Here is a 23,599-nt window from a genome sequence, read left to right on the forward strand (position 1 = left end):
GTTGTTATATTTAATAAAACTAAGACTTCCAAAATATGACAACCAAGATCCATTCTATTGTATTTCTCATTATTTTTTCAATTTCAAATGTAACTGCTCAGATGGTTGTTAAACCGCCAAGAGGCTATTCTAATGATATTGGTAATATGATATCGATGCTTGATAATCTTAAGAGCAGGGTAGAAAGACACGTTGTTAATTTAGACCAACAAGGAACTGATTTTTTACTAGATGATAACGCAAATTCTCCGGGTGCTATAATTTATCATTTAGCTGCAACAGAGGCTTACTATCAAGTCTATACTTTTGAAGGTAGAGGCTTTAATGCAGAAGAAAAGGCTAAGTGGGAAACCGCATTAAATCTAGGTGTAAAAGCTCGAGAAGAATTTAAAAATAAACCCATAGATTATTACCTAAAAATATATGATGAAGTAAGGTCCAAAACCAAAAAACTTTTAAAAGAAAAGGATGATATTTGGTTTAAGAAAAAAAATGGCAATATGAGTAATCATTGGGCTTGGTTCCATGTTATGGAACATCAAGCAAATCATATGGGTCAACTCGCTCTTATAACAAAACGTATTTAATTAATCTTAATTCTTACACCGTCACTATGGCTGCTAAACTCTGGTGCATACATAGATTGAATTCTGCTAATTCCATTACTCATGTTACCTGCATTATTAACTCTTAAGTCGTACTCAAAAACAAATATGCCTTTAGGTAAATAATCAATAAAGAAATTGGTAGAAGCGTCTTTGGTACTTTCATAATATCCAAGTCCATCTTGCCATTTATATTGTGATAATACATTGATTGGCTCTAGGCCTGATGCTCTCATATCCTTTAGATGGATAAATTCCATTGAACGGTCAGTACTTAACTCTATACGAACGCGCACAAGGTCACCAACTTTTAATTCGGTACTATCCGTTATTTCTGATATTTCTTCACCTATATCTCTATTTGTTTTTAGAAATAGTTTTTTACTTAACTTTAAAGGAGATTCTGACGTGGTGATTTTATCTAAGTCTTCAAAATATTGCCAATACATTGCTCCCCAAGCTATACCATCGCCTTTTTTCGATACCGTAACGTAAGCCATTTTTTGAGTGATTTCTGGCCCAGACCATGATGTTTTATAATAACCCGTACCTGCTTCTAATTTCACGTCCTCAAGGGTTCTAGGTGAAATAGTCTCATTACCAACCTTTACATCCACCATGTCAGTGACATCTAACCAAGAACTGCCTTGCAACAATAAAGCATACACTGCTTCAGTGGTTGCTTTGGTAGTTTTCCACTGGTTAGTTTGTTTGTTTTTGAGTAACCAAATCTTCAGATTGTCAATTGTAGTAATATCATTATCAATTTCACTAAACGCTTCAATTAATAAGGCCTGTGTCTCAATAGGTGCCTGATACCAGTGCCAAGAATTGGTATTTTCTTTCCAGTACATGCCTAATTCATCAGAAGTAATACTGTTTTCTTTTAATGATTTCAATATGGCATTGCTAGTTTTTGAATCCTCCATTCTATGCATAGTTAAAGCCATTAATCCTTTAGCATATAATGATCGTTTTAACCAATACTTTTTTATTTGACCTTTATAATAAGAGATGATGTCTTTTACTTCGTTTGATGAAGGTGCCTCAGGATAAAAACTACGTACATACAAGTAATGTAGTTGCATGTAGGACAAATGGTCCTTTGATAAATCTATATTACTATTATACTTTTTAAGGTTTTTATACTCTTTTACAAATTCTGCATCTAAATATCTTAATGCCTTCATCACCATATCATGGTTGTCATGTTGTGTTAAGTTTACATTGAGTTGCTTTAGATGCCCAAATCCTGCTAATATATGCTGTGTTATATAGCGATTGTCTCTGCCACCATTAAACCAAGGCCAGGCTCCACTAGCAGATTGGTTGTTCTGTAACTTAAGTTTAGCAGATTGTAATTCGTTATTCATTTTATTCAAATCAAATAGCAATCCGATACGTTTCTTTTGCTCAGTTTCAGTTTGAGCATCTCTTAGCCAAGGTGTTTCTTGGATAAGAATATTTTTGAGCTCTTTGTTATTTTCTAAATTAGAAAGCAAGGCATCTGAGGATTTCCATTGATTAAAAACGGCTTCTATTTTTGTGTTAGATTGTACAATATGTTGTGCCAGTGCATTGGCATAATAGCGAGAAAACGTTTGTTCATTGCAGTCGTAAGGATATTCCATTAAATAGGGCAGTGCTTGTACAGCATACCAAGCTGGATTTGAAGTCATCTCTAAGGTTAACTTATAGTTGCTCAATGTCTTTGAGGTATAATCCTTAAGCTTGTCTAGAGTGAATGTTTTGCTTTGATTAGATCTTACCCACATTGGTAAGGTTTCTGTCACCAGCATTCGGTTGCTTAAAACGGGTAATGCATTTTGTTCACCATCACTAAATTCACCTGTTGTAGCTATGACCTTGTATTGAACTGCTTGAATATTTTCAGGAATAAACAATGTCCATGATACATTTGTATTACCCTTTGGGTCTACAGCAAAATTCTGATCAGTTAATTCTGTCATAACCGTGAAGTTGCGACCAGATTCACCTTTTAGTAATGTCGTTAAGAATTTTCCAGTTACAGGATCTGTCAGTTCTAAACGTACCATTCCTGTAAGCTCTTTCTCTGTGAGATTTGCAATTTTACTACCTATCGTTATTTCATCACCTTCTCGTAAAAATCGAGGTGCGTTAGGTATAACCATAAGTTCTTTTTGTGTAACCGTTTCCATTTGGGTTACGGTGCTTTCTAAGTTTTTAGTGTGTGCTAATAATTGCAATTTCCATTTAGTCAATGCCTCTGGTGCTTTAAAACTAAAATTCACATTTCCTTCGTTATCAGTCTTTAGCTGTGGAAAGAAAAAAGCTGTCTCATTCAAGTTTTTACGGATTTGGACTGTGGTTAAATCAGAATCCAGATCTTTTTTTGTATTTGAATCTAATTCTTGAATATTTGCATTGCCTGTGACGTTATATCCACCAACAACAACCTCTTCAAGATCCGCTTCATCTTCTGTTGCTATAAACGCATCAGAAACTACTGGTGCGACAAGTGCTTCGGGATAATCACCATCACGAGCCCGCATTTTTCTCATGGCATATCCAACATTTCCAAAATAAAAACCAAACCAATTTAACTTGTCATATAATTGTGGTGAAACGCCAGTTATACCATTAAATCTATTATGCAAATCAAAGGGTGTAACACCAAAACTATTTCTAGAATTTTTGTTTATTCTACTATAATATATTGGGTTATGAATTGGGTTGAAATACCAATTGTGTGGCGCAAATTCATCTAAAGATGCATCATACATGCTCGCGAGTAATTCAGCCGAGACCTTATCGCCTTTTGGACCTTTAATAGTGAAGCTCCAGGTTTCATCTTGTCCAGGTTGCAATTTGTCCCTAAAGGATTCTGTAATTATTTCTAGGTCTGAACTTCGATAAGGTACATTTACTCTATATGTGCGCGAGATATATTCGTTTGCAAATGCAAAACTGCAATGCACATCAAATCCACCAATGTCATCAGCCAAAACTGGAATACTGATACTTTCTTTTGAATTATTGAGTTCAATTAAATGCGTTACGATTATTTTCTTGTCTTTTTCTACTTCAACGGTAACCGAAATACCTTTTGCGCTAGACCCTAATGATAATTGAGCAACTTCGTTAGGTGCATATGATAGTTGGTTTAATTGACCCTCAAATAATTGATTGTCTGCTATGGTTTTGTCTTTGTCACTGTATACTGAAACAAAAACTTCGTCTTTAACACTCTGGCTAAACTTATCTTTACTTTCTGCAATAACAATGTATTTACCCGAATCCCATTTTCTTAATTTTTTTAAAGTGATGGACTTGTCTTTTTCTGTGTTGAATGTGGTGTTAAAAACTTCTTCTCCTTTGGTCCAGTTTTTAATATCATGTTCGTTATTGTAAGGATCATTGGGGAATATTTTTTTGAAATCTTCTTTTGAAATTACCTGAAAATCTGGAGCAGACCAAGGTCTACTGCGTAAAACGCTTTGAGGTGATTTTAATTTATATACTTTTAAGGTTCCTGTTGTAAAGATGGATTCACCATTAAGATTTTTGGAATCAATAGTTAGGTCTATTTCTTTTTTAGATTTCTCAATAGCTTCTGGTGAAATTATATTCAGAGTCATTGCGTGATAACCAACATTTACAATTGTGGTTGTACTTCTGGTTTCACCATTGATATCAGTTATATCGGCAGTAACTTCATAGTTAAAAATTGGAAGGTTATCTTTAGAAACAGTTTCATCTGGTATTGCCTTGAATGTAATTTCAAAGTCACCTTTTGAATCCGTTTTAGTTTCACCATAGGTTATTTCCTGTGGTTCAGAATTAAAATAAGGCCCTCTCCAATAATACCATCTTGGATATTGTATCATTCGTTTTACTCTATACACAACCTTGGCATCTGTTATATTACTTCCTGCAAATGCAATAGCTTTACCATTTACTGTAATACTATCGTTTACTTTAAAGGTGTCCGTAACTGGATTGAATTCTGGTTTGAACTTTGGCCGTTTGTATTCTTCAACAGAGAAACTTTGGTAGCCTCTGCCTAATTTATTAGAAAATGTTCTTATGCTATACTGTCCCGTTAATCCAGAATTTGGTAAAATAAATTCACCCTCTACAGACCCAAATTCATTAGTTGTTAATTCTAATACACTTAGTTTTTCTCCATTAACATTTTGTAATGTAATGGTAATAGATTCACCATCAACAACTGATGTTTTTTCGTTTTTTCTTTGTGAAACTATACCTTTAAAATAAACAGTTTGACCTGGTCTATATATACTTCTATCAGTGAATAAATAAGTTTGATAATCTATATCCTTTCTATTGTTTTCTCTATACTTTTTAGATAAATAATATTCACCAAAGTAAGCTGTTTCATCACCATTGTTCACTTTTATGGTGATATTTCTCTTGGCATTGTTGCCTTTTTCAAGTATAAACTTCCCATTCAGGTCTGTTGTAAATGATTTATTCCGAATATTACCATTATAGTTGATTGAATAGGATAGTTTAATGTTGGCATTATCAATTGGGTTCCCATTATTTCTGTCAATCAATTGATAGTAATGAATATCTTCCGTAGTACTTTCAATAAGTGCAAAATTTGAAACTTGTAAATGAGTTGTTGCAAATACATTTTCTTTAGAATTTGTTTTTGCTTCAATAATATATAAGCCGTTATAAAGTTTAGGTAATACAATTTCTGTACTGTGCTCCTGATAGTCTCCAATTGACTTTAAGGTACTTTCAAATGATTTTAGAGCCTTTAGTTTTTTAATATATTTCGCTTTGTCTTTTGGGTTGTAAATACTCTCAAAATCTACAAGTTGTTTTTGGGTTACTTTATAAATATTAAATGTGAGTGTATCTAAATTTTTATAATTAACCAATAAGCGAGATGGCAAACCATTAGGAATAAATTTTTCGGTTTGAAGTCTGACATTGGTCTGTTTAATGCGTTGCATTAAAACTTCACACTTTTTTGCACCGTCGCTTTTTGGAAATGCAAACACTACAGATTTACAAAGCTCAAAAGCCTCTTTTAGATACCACTGATATTGTAAATTTGAATTACTCTCTGCTGTGTTAGAAGTGTATTTTAATCCAAGCCCTCTTTTTATTTTTGCAATTTCATAATTATATAATGCTGATAATTCTGAAGCTTTCAAAGCTTCTGCATTCGATTCAAGTGCGTTGATTAGTAGGCCCTCCTTTTCATTATATGTCGCATTGTTAGTAACAAAATGAAGTCGCTCTATGTTATTGTAGACAAATGCTTTTGACTCTTTGTTTTTAATGTGAAACTTCAATAAGTTTTGATATATCTTCAGAGCATTTAATTGTAAAGACAGGGTATCTTTTGCGCCTAATTCTGCATTGATAAATTCTTCGCTTTTAGATAAATATTCAACATTGTCAATTGAAAATTTATAAGATGGTTTAGTTATAGAATTTTCATCTGTTTTATAGAATTCTAGTGCATTATGATTGATTAAATCAAAAAGCGTTGGTCTATAATCTTTAGAACCTTTTGACTCAACAAGTAAAGTTCTGTATTTGTCTAGTGGTTCTTGCTGTAAGATCAAACCATTTTTTAACGAACTTTGATAGTAGGTGTGAATTTCATTGAAAAGTGTTTGTAGATCCCATGTTCTAAAATCATCACTTACCTTTACTGAAGTTGTAGTTCTATTGTAAAATTGATACCTGTTTTGCTTAAAGTATTGCCAATAAAGCGTAGCAATCATATTTTCTAAAATACGCTTATCTATTACATTATTTGAGTTCTCAATTTCTTGCTTAAAAAGATTTATAATATTTAGCTGGGCTTCCTCTTCAAGAATCAGCATGTACTTGCTTTTATATAGTAATGCTTTAATTCGTTCTTGAGATAGGCCATCTTTCACAGCTGAATTGTAAATTTCATCTACTAGTTCTGATGCACTTTTGGTGAGCCCCTTTTCCTCAAGTTTAGTGACTTCTTTCCATTGCTTATCATTGTTGTTTTGTGCATTTGTAAAAGTAGCGAAGCATATCAGCATTATAATTGAAATAAAATTTTTCATGTAAGATTAAATTTTCAATAAATACCTTCAAAAGGCATTCCAAAAACAATGAAAAATAGTAAAACTACCTTTTCATTGAGGGAAGTTAAGCAATTTGCTAGTGAAACGAAACGTTAAGTTTATATGATTTTACGACTGATACTTTAATTGTATTTTTGTTATTGAAAGCCAGTTTGCTATGTTAAAATATATATGGATACTTTTCATTTCTTCAATATGCTTTTCACAAAGTTCTATAGACAAAGCAGAGATGTATATTTCATCAAAAAAGTTTGTTAGTGCCCAAAGCGAAATGCAAAATTATCTTGTGACTAACCCAGATCATGATAAGGCGATTGAACTTTTAGGTGATGCTTATGGTCATCAAAGAAAATGGGATAAAGCCATTGAACAATACAAAACTTTAAAGGAGAAAAATCCCAATAATGCGAATTATCACTATAAATATGGTGGAGCCCTTGGGATGAAGGCCAGAAGTATTAGCAAGATTAAAGCACTTGGGATTATTGGAGATGTGAAGCGTTCTTTTTTAACTGCAGCTCAGTTAGATCCTAAACATATAGATACGCGTTGGGCTTTAGTTGATCTATATGTGTCATTACCTGGCATAATAGGCGGAAGTTATTCTAAGGCCTTGAATTATGCTGATGAACTTGAAAAATTGTCTAAAGTAGATGGTTATTTGGCCAAAGGCTATGTTTACGAATATGATGACGAACCAGAATTAGCCGAAAAATATTATAGATTGGCAATAAAAGTTGGTGGCTCTGTAACCTGTTATGAAAAACTCACTAGCTTTTATGACAAGCAAAAGCAACCTGATAAGGCTATAGGGACATTAGAGGCTTCTCAACAAAAGAATCAACGTAATGCTATCCATTATCAAATAGGAAAGGTTTGTGCGGATTATAATATTCAATTAGAAAAAGGGGAAAAGTGTCTTAATGCTTATTTGGCGAATTATTCAGCCAAAGATGGTGTGCCCAAAGAGTGGGCCTATTATCGTTTGGCACAGATTTATAGACATAAAAAAGAAAAATCAAAAGCATTACTCTGGATCAATAAAGCGATCACTGGCTTACCAAAAATTGATGTGTTTAAGGAAGAAAAAGCCTTAATATCAAGACTTTAGATTTAATATATAAATATTATTTATAGATATTATCATTAGTAATAATAATACTAAATATTTGTTAAATGCGTAAAAATGATAGTATTACTATTATATTTGCGTTCAAATATCTTAATAATGATAAATCTACTTTCAAATTTAAAAATTCAGGTTCCTGACAAGATCTATATAAAAGATCCTGAGTCTTCTGATTTAGGAAAACGGATCATTCAGCATAGTATATTATTAATTGAAGAAATTGGCTTCGATAGTTTTACATTTAAAAAGCTCGGTGCTAAAATCGGTTCTAATGAAAGTTCTATCTATCGCTATTTTGAAAGTAAGCATAAGTTATTGCTTTATCTAACATCATGGTATTGGGCATGGATAGAATACCAATTGGTCTTTGCTACATTTAATATGCCAGATAAAAAGGAGCAACTCTTCAAAGCAATTGATGTGGTCACTAAAACTATTGAAGAAGATGTTGAATTTTCTCACATCAATGAGGTAGTGCTAAACAAAATTATCATTAACGAGTATTCAAAATCTTACTTAACTAAAGAAGTGGATAGTGAAAACAAAGAAGGTTATTTTGTTGTATATAAAAGACTCATTAAGAGATTGAGTGATATGATTTCTAATGTAAACAAGGATTACAAATACGCGTTGAGTTTGGCAAGTACTATAGTTGAAGGTGCACTTCACCAACATTTTCTAAAAGAACATTTTAGTTCAATAACGGATTGTAACAAGGATATTACACCAACAGAGTACTTTAAGGAATTAACCACTAAAGCTATTTCAAAATAAAATGAATAACAATAAAGAAATAATGTCTCCTTTGCAAAGGCTAGTAGGCCTATTGCGTTTAGAGAAGAAAGATTTATTACAGGTATTATACTACGCGATATTTTCTGGTCTATTGGCATTGACACTTCCATTGGGAATACAAGCAATTATTAATCTTATTCAAGGAGCTCAAGTGTCTACATCTTGGATTGTTCTGGTAATTCTAGTTACAACTGGTGTTGCTTTTGTAGGTGTATTACAGCTTATGCAAATTAGAATAATTGAAACCATTCAACAACGCATATTTACAAGAGCTTCATTTGAGTTTACGTATCGTTTCCCTAAAATTAAAATGAATGAATTACGTAATTATTATCCGCCTGAGTTGGCAAACCGTTTTTTTGATACATTAAATATTCAAAAGGGCCTTGCCAAAATATTGGTAGATATTCCTTCAGCAGTTTTACAGATAATATTTGCGTTAATACTGCTATCGTTTTATCACCCATTTTTTATTGCATTTGGCATTCTATTACTGATTCTTATTTATATAGTATTTAAGTTCACTGCGCAAAAGGGTATGGATACCAGTTTACAGGAGTCTAAGCATAAGTATAAAGTAGCGCATTGGATACAGGAGGTTGCGAGAGCTGTAGTAAGTTTTAAATTGTCGGGTAAAACGAGCTTGGCTATAAACAAAAATGATGAACTGGTTAAAGATTATTTAGAGGCGCGCGAAAGTCACTTTAGGATACTTGTGATTCAGTTTGTTCAAATGATTGGGTTCAAAGTTGTTGTAACTGCAGGGCTTTTACTTATCGGTGGATTATTAGTACTTAACCAAGAGATGAATATAGGTCAGTTTGTCGCTGCTGAAATCATTATTTTATTAGTAATTAATTCTGTAGAAAAACTAATTCTTGGCTTAGAGTCCTTTTACGATGTACTTACATCATTGGAAAAAATGGGACAGGTCGTTGATAAGGACTTAGAAATGCAGGATGGTGATAAACCTGAATTTAAAGAAAACTTCAGATTAGAATTAGACAATGTAGATTATAGAGTACCGCAAAAAGATAGGAATATACTTAAGAATATATCTTTAAAAATTGAGCCTAAGAGTCGCATATTGGTCCGTGGTGAAAGTGGTTCTGGTAAATCAAGTCTCTTAAGATTAATTGCTGGAGTTATTGAGCCTACACGTGGCAGTGTTTTTATAGATGATTACTCTTTGAAAAACATCAATCTAAATCACTACAGGTCTAAATTAGGATTATCTCTTGCAGATGAAACACCATTTGAGGGAACCATTAGAGAAAATATCACTTTTGGTAATGTAGATATCTCAGATGAGCAACTTCTATGGGCAATAGAAAAAGTTGGTTTAAATCAATTCATCAAAGAGAGTCCTAAGGGGTTAAATACAGTTCTATATCCTGAAGGAAAACAAATATCATTTACAGTTGCTAAAAAGATTGTATTAGCTAGAGCAATAGTCAGTAAACCCAAACTTTTGATTCTAGAAGATCCACTAGAGCATTTTGAGCCAGCAGAAGTGGATAGAATTATACAATTTTTAACGGATAGTTCTAACCCTTGGGCGTTAGTTGTTGTTAGTATTAGCAATGACTGGTCTAAAAACTGTACACAGGTTATTACACTTAAAAAAGGTGAAATTATTTAAAAAGAAAAGCAATGTTAAATATATCTCATAATCAACTTAATAAAACAGTTGATATTACTAAATCTAAATCAGGTAAACGTGTATTCCACGGTAAGTATTACAAGTACTTCAATAGGTTTTTAGGCGTGTTTGCCATTTTTGGAATTATTATTCTTTTTTTACCATGGACTCAGAATATTACTGGTAGAGGTGAAGTAACAACATTAACTCCAGATCAACGACCACAAACAATACAATCTCCAATTCCTGGAAGTATTAAGAAATGGTTTGTGATAGAGGGTGAGTACGTTAAAAAAGGAGATACTTTATTGCAGATAGAAGAAATTAAAAGCGAGTATTTCGATCCTAATTTAGTGCAACGCACATCCCAACAAAGAGATGCAAAGGCATTTGCAGTTAAATCATATGAGCAAAAGGTAAAAGCCCAAGATGTAAGAATAGGAGCCCTTAGAAATGAGCGTATGCTCAAGTTAGAACAAGCTCAGAATAAATTAATTCAATCCAGATTAAAGGTTGAGGCAGACAGTATTGATTTAGAAGCAGCAAAAATTAATTTAACTATTGCACAGACTAAGTATAACCGTGCCGATTCTTTATTTCAAGATGGTTTTACGGCTTTAAAAAAGGTTGAAGATGCTAGAGTGAAATTACAAGAAACGCAGGCAAAAAGGATTTCGCAAGAGGCAAAGTTATTGGCAAGTAAAAATGAAGTAATTAATTCACAGGTCGAAATTTCAAGAGTTAGGGCTGAATATGCGGATAAGATATCCAAAGCAGAAAGTGATAAGTTTTCTGCACAATCAAGCCAGTTTAACTCTGAGGCACAAGTACAGAAATTAGAAAATGAAGTGTCTAATTATACCATTAGAAATAGTTTAATGTTTATGACGGCACCTTACGATGGCTATATACAGACTGCGTTAAGAGGTGGTGTGGGACAAACCTTTAAGGAAGGTGAAGAACTTGTTGGTATAATTCCAGCGGAAGTAGACCTGGCAGTTGAAACATTTGTTGAGCCTATTGATTTGCCATTGATACATAAAGGAGAAAAAGTGAGAATACAATTTGATGGGTGGCCTGCAATAGTATTTAGCGGATGGCCAAACGTGTCATATGGTACTTATGGTGGTGAAGTTGTTGCCGTTGAGCGATTTATTAGTCCAAACGGAAGATTTAGAGTTTTGCTAAAACCAGATCCTGAGGACCATCCATGGCCAAAAGACGTACGTGCAGGTTCTGGTGCATTTACCATGGCATTGTTAGATGATGTGCCGATTTGGTTTGAGCTTTGGAGACAACTAAATGGTTTTCCGCCAAACTATTATCAACCAATTGAAGATTCAAAAACTAAAAAGAAATAAACATGCGATTTAGATTATTTATCATTTTTGTTTGTTTCGGTTTTTTAAGCAGTGCACAGACAGAAGAACTATCAAATGTATTGCGTTTTGACGAGTATTTGGGCTATGTAAAAAAATTTCATCCTATTGTGAAACAGGCAGAACTTGTTATAGATGAGAGTCAAGCAAAGCTTATGAAATCTCGCGGCGCCTTTGACCCTAAATTCGAAGTAGACTATGATCGTAAGAAGTTTAAGGGCACGGAATATTTTGATAGGCTTAATGGAACTTTTAAAATACCCACTTGGTTTGGGGTTGAACTAAAAGCTGCCTTTGAGGAAAATACTGGTGAATTTTTGAATCCTGAAGCCTTTGTGCCAGATGATGGACTTTACAGTGCTGGAGTTGCTGTTCCCTTAGGAAGAGGATTATTGATAAATGATAGAATGGCATCTTTAAAACAAGCTAAATTATTTAGAGAACAGGCAAATGCAGATAGAGATATTTTTGTCAATAATATCCTTTTTGAAGCATCATTGGTTTATTTTAATTGGCTGAAGGCATACAATGAACTAAGGCTTTTTAAAAACTTTTTGGTTAATGCAGAGTTGAGGTATCGTGGTATACTTCGTGGTGTAGAATTGGGAGAAAATGCACAAATTGATGCTACAGAAGCTCGTATTGCACTTAATAATCGAAAATTGAGCTTGGAGCAATCAAAGGTTAAGTTGATGAAAGCCACTTTAGAATTATCTACTTTTTTATGGTTAGAAAATAACACACCAGTAGAGTTACAGCCAAATGTGATTCCAGATATTAATACGGAACCTATTGTAGATGCAACATTCAATATCAATCAATTGCAAGAGGATGAAGCAATTATTGAAGCACATCCTAAAATTATATCGTTAGATTATAAAATTCAAGGTTTGGAGGTAGATACAAGACTAAAAGCGAATCGGTTATTACCAAGAATTGATGTCGAGTATAACTTTCTCACTGAGGTGCCAGAAGTGGCAAGAAGTTTAAATACTGCAGAATACAAAGGTGGACTCAACATTAGTTTTCCGTTGTTCTTAAGAAAAGAGCGAGGAGATTTAAAACTTGCAAGGATTAAACTATCTGATACTGAATTTGAGAGAGATGCAACGCGTGTAAATATTCAGAATAAAATTGATGCCTTAAAGCAAGAACTCAATTCTTACGTAGTACAGAATGAAATTACCAATCAAATGGTAACTGATTATGAAAGAATGCTAGAAGCAGAAGAACGTAAATTTCAATTAGGAGAAAGTTCATTGTTTTTAGTCAATTCACGCGAATCCAAGTTAATAGATGGGCAGTTAAAAGCGATATCAATTCAGAACAAATTTTTTAATACAAAAGCAAAGCTATTTAATAGTCTAGCGGTCAATCCAGATTTGTAAAAAGATAGTTTGTAATTAAGTTCATTGTTATTTGGAAATTGTACCATGTAGTTTGATATTTGTTACATGAATGTACATTTTATTGCTATTGGAGGTGCTGCAATGCATAACCTAGCCTTGGCTTTACACAATAAGGGTTATAATGTCACAGGAAGTGATGATACAATTTTTGATCCCTCTAGATCTAGGTTAGAGGCGAAGGGATTATTACCCGAAGAATTTGGTTGGTTTCCGGAAAAAGTATCCTCTAACTTGGATGCGATTGTGCTGGGAATGCATGCAAAAGCAGATAACCCTGAACTTCTAAAAGCTCAAGAGTTAGGCCTTAAAATTTACAGTTATCCAGAATTTCTATACGAGCAATCCAAGCACAAAACACGAGTAGTGATTGGCGGAAGCCATGGTAAAACGACGATTACATCCATGATTTTGCATGTTATGCACTATCATGATAGAGATGTAGATTATATGGTTGGTGCGCAGTTAGAAGGTTTTGATGTAATGGTTAAACTCACAGAAGACAATGACTTTATTGTTTTAGAAGGTGATGAATATCTGAGTTCTCCAATAGACAGGCGACCGAAATTTCATTTGTATAAACCTAACATTGCATTGCTAAGCGGTATAGCTTGGGATCATATCAATGTATTTCCAACATATGAGAATTACGTGGAGCAGTTTAGCATTTTTGTAGACTCAATTGTAACGGGAGGAAGTATCAATTATAATGAAGAAGATGAAGAAGTAAAGCGTGTTGTATTGGCATCAGAAAATCAAATACGCAAGTTACCGTATAGAACACCAGATTATTCTGTGGAAGACGGTGTTACTTTATTAGAAACACCAGAAGGGCCAATGCCAATTGAAGTCTTTGGTGCACATAACCTAAACAACCTTGCAGGTGCCAAATGGATTTGCCAGCATATGGGTATAGATGAAGATGACTTTTATGAAGCCATATCTACTTTCAAAGGTGCTAGTAAACGCTTAGAGAAAATTGCCGAAAGCTCAAATAGTGTGGCATACAAAGATTTTGCACATTCACCAAGTAAGGTAGAGGCTACAACTAAAGCTGTTAAAAGTCAATATAGCGATAGAGAACTAATAGCATGCCTAGAACTTCATACCTATAGTAGTTTAAATGCAGAATTTTTAAAAGAATACAAAGGTGCCCTTGATGCTGCGGATGTAGCAGTAGTATTTTATTCACCACATGCGGTTGAAATTAAAAAGTTGGAAGAAGTTACTCACGAGCAAATTGCAAATGCTTTTGAGCGAGATGATTTAATAATCTATACTAATCCTGAGGATTTTAAAAACTTCTTGTTCTCACAAAATTTTGAAAATAAATCATTGCTATTAATGAGTTCTGGTAATTATGGAGGCTTAGATTTTGATGAGGTAAAAACATTGATTACTTAGTTTTTAATCGATTTTTTAAAATATTGAAAGGGATATAATTATTTTTTTTGGTTTTAACAAAGGATACTTTTGGTTCGAAATAATTTATAGTATTTTATGAGTTAAACTCAGAATTGAATTCATTCAGATTTGACACTGTTTATAAGATTAAATTCTGTTAGTTGTAGCAGTATATAGACTATATTTGGATTTCTTAGCCCTAAGGGTATGATTTAAAACAACTTGCAGAAATTAAAAACCTTTAATTATGAAAAAAAGTAAAATAATTATACCTCTTGATTTTAATAAGGAAGATCTGGCAACAATATTCTCATATTCCGAGAAGCGATATATTGTGAAGGATGGTCAAGGCAAAGATTGTCAGTTAACAACCTTGTCTTCGTATATAGCACATTATTTTGATCAAACTTTACTTCGTGATCATCATAAAGGTGCTTGGTCACAAGTTTTACTTAATAATAAAGGTGAATATTTTTTAAAAATGTTTTGCGAACATGCCGATTTGAGTCCATATGAAAAGCTAGTTCCTGAGATGCTAAAGGTAGCCAAGATAGGAGTTGAAATATTTAAAAAAGAGGTAGTTGGAGACCAAGTAGATTGTCCAGTAGAATTTTTACTTCCATTTGGTTTAAGTATGGCAAATACTAAATCTGTTCAGTTATTGCATTATCCACCATTGGAATCCTTAGTATATTTAGATTATTTGTATTCACCAACTAACAGAAGATGGGAAAATCTTTTAGGCTTTAATGCTGAACACCAAAATAATTTTAGTGAATTGGAAACAATAATTGATATCGTGCCTCTTGCTGCACCTGGAGATGACGGTAAAGACTTAGAAACATACACTCATACTTTCACTGATTATATAAAAGCGATGCTTCGAATCAAATTAAGTTCCGCTGATAATAAGACGCAACCTCTTGTAGCATATGGTGGTCCAGTAAGAAGTTGGTTATGTGGGAATGATGCATATGGAGATCAAATTAATGAAGATTTAAAGGTATTGTCTTTGCTTAATTTGAATATTTTAGAAGACGGAAGTATTACTCCCGTTCTTTGTGCAAATCATCCTAGTCAATATTTATATATGACTGACCAAGGTTCGTCCCAAACAAAAATTGATGTAATGACTCAAGATTTGATAGTTGCGGGTTGGCAATTGGAAATGTCTAATAATCCACATTTAAATGCTAAGAGAGTATTAAAAGAAATGATTAAATATTGGAATAATAACCTAGATAAAGTTAAAGAAATTATGGATATCCAAGACAAAGAATATGGATATGACGGGATGCAGACTGAGATTGATTATTATGCTTCACAAAAATAACTCGTTCACAATAGTATTTGAGAACTTTGTTTAAATTAATTAAGAGTTCAGATAATAATGGAGGTTTTGAATTTGATGAGGTAAAAGAGTTGGTTTATGGTTCGATATACTGAATTTTATAGATGTCAAACATTTTTTTTAAATAATGAACACTACCAATTACTCCAAGTTTTCCCTCTGCTCCAGAAACAATTCCAACTAAATAGCCATTTTTATCAATAATTGGAGAACCACTGGTGCCAATTTGAGAAATATCTGGAGATAAATTCTTTGCATAGTAATAATTACCTAAATTATCTACACATTGTAGTTTTGTTTTTTGTGGCAAAGTATTGTCTTTTTGAGTTTTTCCCCAGCCAATAGCATAGACAATTTCATTTTTCTTAATTGGAGAATATCTAATTTTCAATGGATAGATTAATTCTTCGTTCCTATCAATATTAAAAATAATCCAATCTCTATCTTTTAGAGTGTTGTATTGCGCAATTTGTTCATTTTTATTTGCATTTATCAGTTTATCAAATGATACGATCTTGTCATTATTATTCTTCGGATATAAATTCCAATATTTAAATTCAGGTCCTAAGTCTATGCTTTTTAAACCAATCCGATTTTGAAATACCATAAATATGTGTTTACATGATACACCAATGGTATCGACACCAGTATCAACAAGAAATGAATTTGCTAGATCAGTAAAGGTCGTGTCCGTGAAGCTGATCTTATTTGTTAATGCAAAGGTTGGCCATACTGACATGGGTCTTTCCATCCATCCTTCTTTAATGATTTCTTTTTCCTCATTGCATGCGTAGAAAACAAAGAATAAGAAAATAACAACTATATACCTTAATGACATATTTATAAGAGATCAATAAATTTATAATTCTAAGATTTTAAATGTTTCTTAAAAAACTTAATTGTGCGATCCCATGATAAATTGGCGGCTTCTTTGTCGTAACGTGGCGTAGTATTATTGTGAAATCCATGATTTACACCAGGATATATATAGGCCTCATAATCTATTTTGTTTTCCTTCAAGACTAATTCAAAAGCTGGCCAACCTGCATTTACACGCTTGTCCAATTCTCCATATTGCAGTAATAACGGAGCTTTTATTTTTTTTGCATCTTCAGCTTCAGGTTGTCTACCATAATATGGCACTGCAGCACCTAAGTCAGGCAATCTTACGGCCATCATATTAGATATCCAACCACCAAAACAAAAGCCAACTACACCAACGCTGCCATTACAGTCCTTATGGTTTTTTAAATGGTTATATGCTGCAATAAAATCTTCTAGCATTTCATTTCTATCTCGTGTCTTTTGCATTGTTCTACCATCATCATCATTACCAGGATATCCTCCCAAAGGTGAGAGAGCATCTGGTGCTAGAGATATGAATCCAGCCTTGGCAGCTCTGCGACCAACATCTTCAATATAAGGGTTTAAGCCTCTGTTTTCATGAACCACGATTATGCCTGGTAATTTTTTATCTAAGTTTTTTGGCTTAGACAATAATCCTTTAATTGTGCCTCCACCATTTGGCGAGTCATAATTAATATATTCAGAATCTAAAGTTGGATCATTAGGTTTAACCAATAATGTGTCAACATAGTTGGGAGACATAAAACTTAACAGAGATGAAACTGTAAGTCCTCCCACTGCATAAATAGATAGTTTCTCTACAAATTGCCTTCTGTTTAATTTGTTGTGGGCATAATCATCATACAAGTCAAAAACTTCTTGTTGGATATCTTCTTTTTTAATGTCTTTCATGTCTCTATTATTTAAAATTTATTGCTGAAATTAAAATACTTTATCCAAAAACTGTCTAATACTTTCTTGATTTGCTCTGATTAATTCTTCTCTTGCGAATTGGGTATCGCTAGGTTTTTTGTCTTGTGACAGTTTAAATTTTCCTTCCCAATGAGTTATGGTTATTTCAAACATTTCAATGTAATTGAGATTCCTGTCAAGACGTGGGTTATCTGGTTCTAATACATACTTATGGTCAGGTGCTTCTAAAAATTCTGTCATGGAAATTAAGGATTGCTTTAAGGCTTCTTTACTTTCAATAGCCTCTACAGTTCCTTTTAAATGTACCTTAATATAATTCCAGGTTGGTAATTGGGTTGTGCCATAAACACTAGGTGAGATATAACATTCTGGTCCAGAAAATAATATGGTAACTTCATTATTGTCTTTCAGTAGCTTAGCTTGTGGATTATAGATATCAATATGGCCAATGAGCTTGTTATTATCAAAAATCAAAGGTAAGTGTGTGATTAATGGAGAGTTGTCACTAACTGAAATAACAGTGGCCAATGGATATGTCTTGATAACATCAACCATATGATTGATGCTATTGTCTTGGTGGTGTTTTGGAGGATATTTCATTAAACGCCAAATTGTCTAAAGTGATGATCTAAGTGCTTATATTGCATTTTTCCCCATTGATCTTTAGAAAGTTTTCCAAAAGCAGGATGTGGTTGCCAATCGTTACGATTTCTTTGGTTGTTAAGCTCTTCAATTAGCTTAGTGAATTCTTGTTTCTCCTTTTCAAAATTTTTCTTGTCAGAGATTTTAAATCCTGGTGCTGTTGGCAAATTTTTTCGCCATAATTTATCACTGTACATTGACTTTTTAAACAAAAAATTTACAAGCCAGTTTGGTTTTACACCATAATCTTCTTTTTCTAAAATTATATTTAATGGCATTTTGCAGTGATGTAACATTTGACCTGCATTCATTTTTCCCCATTTTGGTTGGGTCTCCTCATTTATCTTATTTAATCTGGAGGTAATTTCTTCATAAACACCATCTTCGAAAAATGATTTCATAATTCTTGTGATTTAATTGATTCTGAAAATTACAATTTTTTATCTTTAGTCCATGTCAGAAAAACCGAGTTCGTTTTCAATTAAAAATTGGTCGCAAGATGATCAACCACGTGAAAAATTAAGAGATAAAGGGAAAACTGTATTGAGTGATGCGGAGTTATTGGCAATTTTGATTGGGTCAGGAAACAGGGAAGAAAGTGCAGTTGATCTTTGCAAGCGTATTTTAGCAAGTGTAGATAACAATTTAAATGCTCTTGGCAAGTTAACTATTAAGCAATTAATGTCCTTTAAAGGAATAGGTGAGGCAAAAGCAATAAGTATAGTTGGAGCTCTGGAGCTAGGAAGGCGACGCAGATTGGAGGATGCCATTTCTTTAGAAAAAATAACTTCTAGCAAGACAGTTTTTGAGACCATGCAACCAATTGTTGGCGAATTACCACATGAAGAATTTTGGATTCTCTACTTAAACAATTCTAACAAGATCATTAAGAAAAATCAATTGAGTAAGGGTGGAATTACAGGTACTTTAGTTGATGTGCGATTGGTGCTGAAGACTGCATTAGAGTATGGGGCAACGTCATTAATTTTGTGCCATAATCATCCTTCAGGTACATTAAAGCCCAGTCAGGCAGACAAAGACATAACACAAAAATTAAAGAAAGGAGCACAGAGTTTGGATATTAAAGTTTTAGACCATTTAATTATAACTGAACAGTCTTACTTTAGCTTTGCAGACGAAGACTTATTATAATGCTATTAGTTTACACACATAAAATTACACCACGCTTAAAATATACCTTTAAGCATATTTGCAAGCGTATATTAGGTCTAGAGGTGAAATTCACTTCCAAAGTTGAAGATTTTATAGCTCATGATAGTTTAAAAATGTCTTATACAAAACAACCATTAAGTAATGAGTTATTTGTGAGAAGCCATTCTTTACTTTTTGAACAAGGATTATCTGACTTAGATATAAACGTACAATCATGGGATAATACAAAAGGATTTTTTCTTGCTGGTGAACGTAGTGATCTACCGTATGATATTTTTGCGGCATCTTTCTATTTATTGAGCAGATATGAAGAATATCTTCCTCATGTAAAGGATGAGTATGGACGTTTTATGGCCAAAGAGAGCATCGCTTATACAAACTGGTTTTTAAATCAACCTGTTGTGGATATTTGGGCCTATAAATTAAGAGACGTACTACAGCAGAAGTTTCCAGAATATAATTTTAATGAACGGCATTATGAGGTAAATCCAGTAATAGATGTGCCAATGGCCTATTATTTTAGACAAAAGGGATTGTTAAGGACAATTGGTGGATCCTTAAGTGATATAGGCCGTTTTAAACTAAAACAATTATATCAAAGATATTCTGTTTTAATGGGTTTTAAGAGAGATCCTTACGACACTTTTAAATGGATAATTACCAAACAAAAACAGTTTAAGAAAAAATTCATGGTTTTGTTTTTATTAGGAGATTATTCTACCTATGATAAAAACATAAACACAAACAAAAAGGAATTTATTTCACTAATTAAATCTGTAGCGGACTATTGTGATGTGGGTATTAAAGCCTCTTATTTTGCTCTAGATGATCTTACAATACTAAAAAAGGAAAAGCTAAAAATAGAAGTTATTACTAATAGAGTTTTAGAAGCGGTAAGAAATTCGTTTTCTAAATTAAACCTACCAACGTCTTATAGAAATTTTGTTGAGCTCGAAATTCATCAAGATTATTCAATGGGTTATGTAGATACTTTGGGTTTTAGGGCTGGTACTTGTACGCCGTTTCAATTTTATGATTTAGATTACGAAGTACAAACACCATTACAAATTAATCCATATCACTGCATGGATTTTGCACTTCTAAAATATCAATCACAATTAGATAAAACAGAACATCTTCAAAAACTTATAGATGAAATAAAAGCCGTAAATGGTACCTTTACACCAATATTTCATAATTACACTTTTAGTGATTCTGAACGGTGGGAAGGGTTTAGATCATTATTCAATTTAATACTAGAATCAGCTGAATGAACAACGGAATAAAACATGTCTTCTTTGATTTAGATCATACTCTTTGGGATTTTGATAAAAATTCTGGTCTAACGTTTAAAAAAATATTTGAACTCAACAATATAAATATTGAATTGGGTACTTTTTTGGAAGTTTATGAACCTATCAACCTCAAATATTGGAAATTGTACAGAGAGGAACGTGTCAGTAAACCTGATTTGCGCTATGGGAGATTAAAGGAAGCTTTTGATACTGTAGGAGTTTCGGTTAACGATGATATGATTAACCATCTGTCTGTGGCATATATAGACTACTTGACGACATTTAATCATTTATTTGAAGGAACTATTGAGGTACTTGAATATTTGCAATATAAATATCATTTGCACATTATAACAAATGGGTTTGAAGAGGCCCAGGAAAGGAAGATGCAAAATTCAAAAATAAGATCATACTTTAAAACTGTAACGAACTCTGAGATGGTTGGTGTAAAGAAGCCAAATCCAAAAATATTCAATTTTGCTCTAAATAGTGCTGAAGCTAACCCTAATGAAAGTATGATGATTGGTGATAGTTTAGAGGCTGATATAGAGGGTGCTCAAAAGGTTGGAATGCGAACTATTCATTTTGACTACAAGGACAGACATAATGGTGATGACCAGGTTAGAGTAACACAGTTAAAGGCATTAATTAATCATTTGTAATATGAATAAATGGCTTTAATACCTATTTTTGTTTAAAATCTTATAAGATTAAATACATTATAACTTCAATGAAAAAAATATTCTCCCTACTCTTAATATGCTGTTTTGGATTGCTTAAAGTTAATTCGCAAACAGAAGTTAATTCATATAAGTATATAATTGTACCACTTCAGTATAAGTTTTTAAAAGGTGAAAATAAATACCGCCTAAATACTTTGACTAAGCAATTGTTCTTAAAGAGTGGTTATGAGGTGTATTACGATAAGCAGTTATTTCCAGCCGATTTGTTTGAAGACAGATGTTTGGCAATGTATGCAGATGTGAACGAGATTGATCGTGGATTCAGAATAACTAATTTAGAGATTGAATTGCGTGACTGTAAAGGAGAATTAATTTTAAAATCTGACTTAGGTAGGTCAGGCATCAATAATCATGAGAAGAGATTTACAACTGCATTAAGAAATGCTTATGATACTTTTAGTGATAGGCTTTTCTATCAAGAGACAGCGAAATCAACTAGTACTGAAGAAAAAGTTGTGGATAATAAAACTAGTGATAAACCATTAGTAAAATCAGCTGTCGCACTAGAAGTCTCTACAAATTCAAATAAGGTTGTAGAAACCAAAGACACAACTGAAAAGGAAGCCGAGAAGACTACTGAAGTAACAGCTGTTGAGAAGGAAACCGTTGAAGAAGCAAGTGGTAATGAAATTTTGTATGCACAAGAAGTTGATAATGGATATCAATTGGTTAATTCAGAACCAAAAGTTGTGATGGTTCTTTTAAAGACTGGATTGGATGATGTTTTTAATGTAAAAGGAAACGATGCGATTGTATTCAAGAAAAATGGTGTTTGGATGTATTCCGAAAATAAAGAGAATGGGGTGAAACTAAAACCTTTAAACATTAAGTTTTAATATCCATATTTTTTATTCCACAAACCTCTAAGGTATTTCCGTTGAGCTTCTTCTCTTGCATTATTGCCTGGATTATAAAGCTTTGTGTTTTTAATTTCCTCTGGTAAGAATTCGTGTTCAGCAAAATTATTCTCGTAATTATGGGCATATTTGTATTCGTCCCCATAACCTAATTCTTTCATTAATTTTGTTGGTGCGTTTCTAATAGATAGTGGTATTGGTAAATCACCAGTTTCTTTAACAATTTGTTGTGCCTTATTTATAGCGTCATAAGCGGCATTGCTTTTCGGTGAGCTTGCCAAATAAGTAGCACACTGGCTCAAAATAATTCGTGATTCAGGATTCCCAATTACAGAAACGGCTTGAAATGTGTTATTGGCTATTACCAAAGCCGTTGGATTTGCATTTCCAATATCTTCACTTGCCAAGATGAGTAATCGTCTCGCTATAAATTTAACGTCTTCACCACCTTCTATCATGCGTGCCAAATAATAGACTGCAGCGTTAGGGTCGCTGCCTCTTATAGATTTAATAAATGCCGAAATAATATCATAATGTTGGTCACCCGCTTTGTCATACCTAACAGCCTTGTTCTGAACTTGCTTCATTACCAATTCATTAGTAATGGTAATTGTGTCCTCATTAATAGATGTAACAATGAGTTCGAATATGTTTAGTAATTTTCTAGCATCACCACCTGAAAGTCTCAATAAAGCTTCAGTTTCTTTTAATTCAATATTTAGTTTAGATAATACTTCGTCTTTTTCAATAGCTCGCTTAATTAAGGCTTCCAAATCTGATTTATTGAACGCATTAAGTGTATAAACTTGACAACGAGATAACAAGGCAGAAATAACTTCAAAACTCGGATTTTCAGTAGTTGCTCCTATTAAAGTCACCCAACCTTTTTCAACAGCTTCTAATAAAGAATCTTGTTGAGATTTACTAAACCTATGAATTTCATCAATAAATAGGATGGGGTTTTTTGCAGTAAATAGACCACCGCTTTTTTTTGCTTTATCTATAACTTCTCTAATATCTTTTACACCAGAATTTATAGCACTGAGCTTAAAAAAAGGACGTTCAGATTCATTGGCGATTATGTTTGCCAATGTGGTTTTACCTATTCCTGGTGGTCCCCAAAGTATTAAAGAAGGAATTACTCCACTTTTAATTTGCTGATACAACATGCCATCTTTACCCACTAAGTGTTGTTGACTTAGATAGTCATTTAGTGTCTTTGGTCGCAGTCGTTCCGCAAGAGGTGTATTCATACCTTAAAAGTACAAAATGACATTGAAAAGGACATGGTGATAAACATATGAGTT

18 protein-coding genes are annotated in these 23,599 nt (G+C 33.1%); 12 read left to right on the forward strand and 6 right to left on the reverse strand.

Going from position 1 to position 23,599, the window contains the following annotated elements; genetic code table 11:
• Positions 1–35: 35 nt before the first annotated feature.
• Positions 36–587 carry a mycothiol transferase gene (locus tag LBV24_RS12250; protein WP_224478966.1) on the forward strand — a complete coding sequence of 184 codons (552 nt, stop codon included), beginning with the start codon at positions 36–38 and terminating at the stop codon, positions 585–587.
• Here the strand turns inward: LBV24_RS12250 and LBV24_RS12255 are convergent.
• Positions 584–6,676, reverse strand: a complete 6,093-nt coding sequence (locus LBV24_RS12255; protein WP_224478967.1) for an alpha-2-macroglobulin family protein — start codon at positions 6,674–6,676, stop codon at positions 584–586. The two genes, LBV24_RS12250 and LBV24_RS12255, sit on opposite strands and share 4 nt — an antisense overlap.
• A gap of 178 nt (positions 6,677–6,854) precedes the next feature.
• Between LBV24_RS12255 and LBV24_RS12260 the strand changes: the two genes are divergently transcribed.
• From LBV24_RS12260 to LBV24_RS12290, 7 genes are all read left to right on the forward strand, one after another.
• Positions 6,855–7,808, forward strand: a complete 954-nt coding sequence (locus tag LBV24_RS12260; protein ID WP_224478968.1) for a tetratricopeptide repeat protein — start codon at positions 6,855–6,857, stop codon at positions 7,806–7,808.
• 117 nt (positions 7,809–7,925) lie between these two features.
• Positions 7,926–8,600, forward strand: coding sequence for a TetR/AcrR family transcriptional regulator (locus LBV24_RS12265; RefSeq protein WP_224478969.1), 675 nt, complete (start codon positions 7,926–7,928; stop codon positions 8,598–8,600).
• Position 8,601: 1 nt separating this feature from the next.
• The gene (locus LBV24_RS12270; protein ID WP_224478970.1) at positions 8,602–10,263 is read left to right on the forward strand and encodes a peptidase domain-containing ABC transporter; all 1,662 of its coding nucleotides are present in this window, start codon (positions 8,602–8,604) and stop codon (positions 10,261–10,263) included.
• Positions 10,264–10,274: 11 nt separating this feature from the next.
• On the forward strand, positions 10,275–11,624 hold the full coding sequence (locus tag LBV24_RS12275) for an HlyD family secretion protein (protein ID WP_224478971.1): 1,350 nt from the start codon (positions 10,275–10,277) through the stop codon (positions 11,622–11,624).
• Positions 11,625–11,626: 2 nt separating this feature from the next.
• Positions 11,627–13,030 carry a TolC family protein gene (locus tag LBV24_RS12280; RefSeq protein ID WP_224478972.1) on the forward strand — a complete coding sequence of 468 codons (1,404 nt, stop codon included), beginning with the start codon at positions 11,627–11,629 and terminating at the stop codon, positions 13,028–13,030.
• Positions 13,031–13,096: 66 nt separating this feature from the next.
• Entirely contained in the window at positions 13,097–14,452 is a 1,356-nt protein-coding gene (locus LBV24_RS12285; RefSeq protein ID WP_224478973.1) for a UDP-N-acetylmuramate--L-alanine ligase, read from the forward strand.
• 247 nt (positions 14,453–14,699) lie between these two features.
• Positions 14,700–15,785: a hypothetical protein gene (locus tag LBV24_RS12290; RefSeq protein ID WP_224478974.1), complete on the forward strand. Its 1,086-nt coding sequence runs from the start codon at positions 14,700–14,702 to the stop codon at positions 15,783–15,785.
• A gap of 94 nt (positions 15,786–15,879) precedes the next feature.
• On the opposite strand, the gene LBV24_RS12295 is transcribed toward LBV24_RS12290, so the two are convergent.
• From LBV24_RS12295 to LBV24_RS12310, 4 genes are read right to left on the reverse strand one after another with little or no spacing between them, the layout of a single operon-like run.
• Positions 15,880–16,641 carry a trypsin-like serine protease gene (locus LBV24_RS12295; protein ID WP_224478975.1) on the reverse strand — a complete coding sequence of 254 codons (762 nt, stop codon included), beginning with the start codon at positions 16,639–16,641 and terminating at the stop codon, positions 15,880–15,882.
• A 29-nt stretch (positions 16,642–16,670) separates the two neighbouring features.
• Complete coding sequence (locus LBV24_RS12300) at positions 16,671–17,561, reverse strand: dienelactone hydrolase family protein (RefSeq protein WP_224478976.1); 891 nt, start codon at positions 17,559–17,561, stop codon at positions 16,671–16,673.
• Between the two features lie 30 nt (positions 17,562–17,591).
• Complete coding sequence (locus LBV24_RS12305; RefSeq protein ID WP_224478977.1) at positions 17,592–18,182, reverse strand: FMN-binding negative transcriptional regulator; 591 nt, start codon at positions 18,180–18,182, stop codon at positions 17,592–17,594.
• A complete protein-coding gene (locus LBV24_RS12310; RefSeq protein ID WP_224478978.1) occupies positions 18,182–18,625 on the reverse strand; it encodes a DUF1569 domain-containing protein in 444 nt (147 codons plus the stop codon). The genes LBV24_RS12305 and LBV24_RS12310 overlap by 1 nt, the downstream gene beginning before the upstream one ends.
• 52 nt (positions 18,626–18,677) lie before the next feature.
• On the opposite strand from LBV24_RS12310, the gene radC reads away from it, so the two are divergent.
• The 4 genes from radC to LBV24_RS12330 all read left to right on the forward strand — a co-directional run bounded on the left by radC (position 18,678) and on the right by LBV24_RS12330 (position 22,271).
• Positions 18,678–19,376 carry a RadC family protein gene (gene radC, locus LBV24_RS12315; protein WP_224478979.1) on the forward strand — a complete coding sequence of 233 codons (699 nt, stop codon included), beginning with the start codon at positions 18,678–18,680 and terminating at the stop codon, positions 19,374–19,376.
• Entirely contained in the window at positions 19,376–20,671 is a 1,296-nt protein-coding gene (locus LBV24_RS12320) for a polysaccharide deacetylase family protein (RefSeq protein WP_224478980.1), read from the forward strand. The genes radC and LBV24_RS12320 overlap by 1 nt, the downstream gene beginning before the upstream one ends.
• A complete protein-coding gene (locus tag LBV24_RS12325; protein WP_224478981.1) occupies positions 20,668–21,354 on the forward strand; it encodes a YjjG family noncanonical pyrimidine nucleotidase in 687 nt (228 codons plus the stop codon). Before LBV24_RS12320 ends, LBV24_RS12325 begins: the two co-directional genes overlap by 4 nt.
• 68 nt (positions 21,355–21,422) lie before the next feature.
• On the forward strand, positions 21,423–22,271 hold the full coding sequence (locus LBV24_RS12330; RefSeq protein WP_224478982.1) for a hypothetical protein: 849 nt from the start codon (positions 21,423–21,425) through the stop codon (positions 22,269–22,271).
• Here the strand turns inward: LBV24_RS12330 and LBV24_RS12335 are convergent.
• Entirely contained in the window at positions 22,268–23,545 is a 1,278-nt protein-coding gene (locus tag LBV24_RS12335; RefSeq protein ID WP_224478983.1) for a replication-associated recombination protein A, read from the reverse strand. The genes LBV24_RS12330 and LBV24_RS12335 overlap by 4 nt on opposite strands.
• Positions 23,546–23,599 lie beyond the last annotated feature (54 nt).

It is taken from the genome of Winogradskyella vincentii (genome assembly GCF_020166345.1).
Classification (GTDB): domain Bacteria; phylum Bacteroidota; class Bacteroidia; order Flavobacteriales; family Flavobacteriaceae; genus Winogradskyella; species Winogradskyella vincentii.